This is a genomic window from uncultured Caballeronia sp., assembly GCF_964243625.1.
Lineage (GTDB): Bacteria > Pseudomonadota > Gammaproteobacteria > Burkholderiales > Burkholderiaceae > Caballeronia.
This window is the reverse complement of record NZ_CAXTGZ010000716.1, coordinates 1-2,885: the sequence shown is the minus strand read 5'-3', so window position 1 is coordinate 2,885 and position 2,885 is coordinate 1. Positions and strand designations below refer to the sequence as shown.

Sequence of the window (2,885 nt, the reverse complement as noted above, 5' to 3'; positions counted from 1 at the left end):
TGTGGGTTCTCCGAAACTGGGCATAGCCCGCGATTATCGCATTTGTGCCGGTCTTCGAGCGTTCCCGGGCGGGTTAACGCGGCTGTAATGTGAAGCGCGTGCTGAATATAGTGTGACTCTTCGCGTCCCCAAAGAGGACGTTCAATCGCGTAGACGAGGAGCCGGACGTGGCCGAGAAGCTGGGATCCCCTGCAGTCGTTGCAAGTAAAACCAGCATGAACTTCCGATGGACCGTGCTGATCTGGCTGGTGGCCGGCGGCATCATCAATTACATCGACCGCGCAAGTCTTTCCATTGCAGCGCCGGAAATGATCCGGGAACTGGGTTTGTCGCGGACGCAGATTGGTCTGCTCGGCACCGTCTTCGCGTGGACCTATGCCGTGATGCAGTTGCCGGCGGGATGGGTCATCGACCGGTTCGGCGCGAAAAAAGCGTATGCAGTCGCGATGATCTGGTGGAGCGTCGCGACCTACATGACCGGCGTGGTGGGATCGGTGAGCGGGTTGCTCGTGATGCGCGCGTTGCTTGCGGTCGGCGAAGCGCCATGCTGGCCGACCTCGGCGAAAATCACGGCCGCGTGGTTTCCGAACAAGGAACGTGGTTTTGCGACGGGGATCTGGGATTCGTCATCTAAATGGGGACCGGCGCTCGCGCCTGCCGTGCTCGTTGCGCTGATGGTTGCATTCGGATGGCGCTCGCTTTTTCACGTGGCGGGTGCAGTCGGTATTGTGTTCGCGATCGTCTTCCTGCTTTTTTGTCGCAATCCGGAGCAAAGCAAGCGGCTTTCGAAAGAGGAATTTGCGTACATAGAAGCGGGCGGCGGCGGGCGCGAACGGTCCATCAGCAATTCTACGCACGAGTGGCGCGGCTTGTTCACGCATCGCAGCGTCTGGGGCATGATCCTCGGCTACTTCTGCGCGATCTGGTTGTGGAATCTGTTCCTGGTTTTCCTGCCTTTGTACCTGCTCGATCGCTTCCACATTTCGTTCGTACAGCTCGGTTTTTACGCCAGCATTCCGTGGATTGGCGGCGCCGTGGGGGAAATCATCGTCGGGTATCTGACGAAGAAAATGGTCGATCGCGGCATGGCGACGCCTATCGATGCGAAGCGCATGTGGATCGTGATCTGCGCGATCGGCGCTGCCATTTCGGCGGTGGCGATTCCGTTCGTCGACTCGTTGGGAATGACGATCACGCTGATGACGCTCGGCCTCGCGTTCCTTGCCGCGATCATTGGTGCGGCATGGGCGCTGGCGTCGGATGTCGCGCCCAAGTCGATGGTCGCCTCCGTGAGCGCGATCCAGAATTTCGGCGGTTATTTTGGCGGTGCGTTCTCGCCGGTGGTGGCAGGGTTTATTGTCGATAGAACCGGTTCGTACACCATCGCGCTGATTTCAGGCGGCGTGATAGCGGGATGTTCCGCGCTGTTCTACTGGTTCATGGTGAAGCGCGTTGTGGCAGAACGAGGCGAAGCGTAGACGAAAAAAAGCCCTTCCAGTGTGTGCTGGAAGGGCCTTGGTGCGTTACGACACCATCGCCTGACCCGATCCCAGATCGGCGCCCGTCGTCGGATCCGAACTCGGGTCTGATGCCGTGCGTGCGGCCATGGCCTGCAGCACGTCGATGTCTGCTTCCGATACCCCAACGCTTGCCAGTCCGTCACCGCCGTCCACGGCCGGCTGCGGATCTTCCACGAACTTCCAGTCGCCGCCTTCGTTCCACGGTCCGCGCAACGCCGGTTCCGTGCCTTGCGACATGTTGTAGTACACGCTTGTGAATTCGGGCTTGCCCGGCAACTTTCCTTGCGGGAAATTCGGCTGGATGGAGTGCAACGCCTTCTCGAACGACTTCTGGTGCGCGATTTCGCGCGTCATCAGGAAGCCGAGCGTGTCGCGGATGCCCGGGTCGTCGGTGAGATTGATCAGGCGTTCGTAGACGATCTTTGCGCGCGCTTCGGCTGCAATGTTCGAACGCAGATCGGCAGTCGGCTCGCCAATCGTGTCGATATAGGCAGCCGTCCAGGGAACCCCGGCCGAACTTGTCAGCGCGGGACCGCCGCCATAAAGCAGCGACGTGATGTGCGAGTCGTTGCCGTTGCCCGTCAGCGAGCGGTACAGCTCGGCTTCCTCTTCCACGCCTTCAGCAAGCTGGCCCTTGGCGCCTTTGTTCAGCATCGCGACGATCGAACCGATGATCTCGAGGTGGCTCAGTTCTTCAGTGGCGATGTCGAACAGAAGGTCCTTGCGGCCCGGATCGTCTTCACCGACTGCTTGCGTGAAGTACCGGCATGCGGCCGCGAGTTCGCCTTGCGACCCGCCGAATTGCTCGAGCATCAGGTTGGCGAGACCAGGATTCGGCGCTGCGACGCGCACTGTGTACTGCAGGCGTTTGTTATGTACGAACATGGGTGAATCTCCTTTGAGGTTAGTCGAAGCATGGCGTCGTGTTTTTCACAGACGTGTCTACGCCCGCGAATCATCGCGACGAAAAAACAGACCGGACATGTCGAGTTGCTCCGGACGGTAACGCACTCCAAACCGCGTTACACCCAATGAAGGGCGCCCGGATCTCAAAGCATCTGCAATGCTCTGGCGAACTCGCGGCGACGTCACCGCGAGGGTAAAGAAAAGGACTACGGGATTGACTTAAGCATTGGCCGTTCCCGATGTACCGCATTGCGTTTTTTGCGGTTAAAAAACTGAAAAAATTTGACGCGATGCAAAAACCAGCCTATAACCATCTCATGGGATGGTAATTGGAAGGAAAATAGAGCAATGCAGAAACTCGAAGTGGTCCGGCCGAAAGGCGGCGAGACCGAGAAGATCACGATCAACCTGGGCCCGATCGACCTCGGGCAGATCGACTTGCTGGTCGAAGAAGGCTTT

General features: G+C 58.9%; 2 protein-coding genes and 1 pseudogene. 2 read left to right on the top strand and 1 reads right to left on the bottom strand.

Going from position 1 to position 2,885, the window contains the following annotated elements; genetic code table 11:
• Positions 1-167 precede the first annotated feature (167 nt).
• Positions 168-1,478, top strand: coding sequence for an MFS transporter (locus tag ACFFAR_RS29840; RefSeq protein WP_375509077.1), 1,311 nt, complete (start codon positions 168-170; stop codon positions 1,476-1,478).
• Positions 1,479-1,523: 45 nt separating this feature from the next.
• Here ACFFAR_RS29840 and ACFFAR_RS29835 read toward each other — a convergent pair whose 3' ends face one another.
• Positions 1,524-2,405 (bottom strand): manganese catalase family protein, encoded by an 882-nt coding sequence (locus ACFFAR_RS29835; protein WP_062003329.1) that lies wholly within the window; start codon positions 2,403-2,405, stop codon positions 1,524-1,526.
• A 369-nt stretch (positions 2,406-2,774) separates the two neighbouring features.
• On the opposite strand from ACFFAR_RS29835, the pseudogene ACFFAR_RS29830 reads away from it, so the two are divergent.
• Positions 2,775-2,885, top strand: a pseudogene (locus ACFFAR_RS29830) (CopG family transcriptional regulator); the annotation flags it as partial.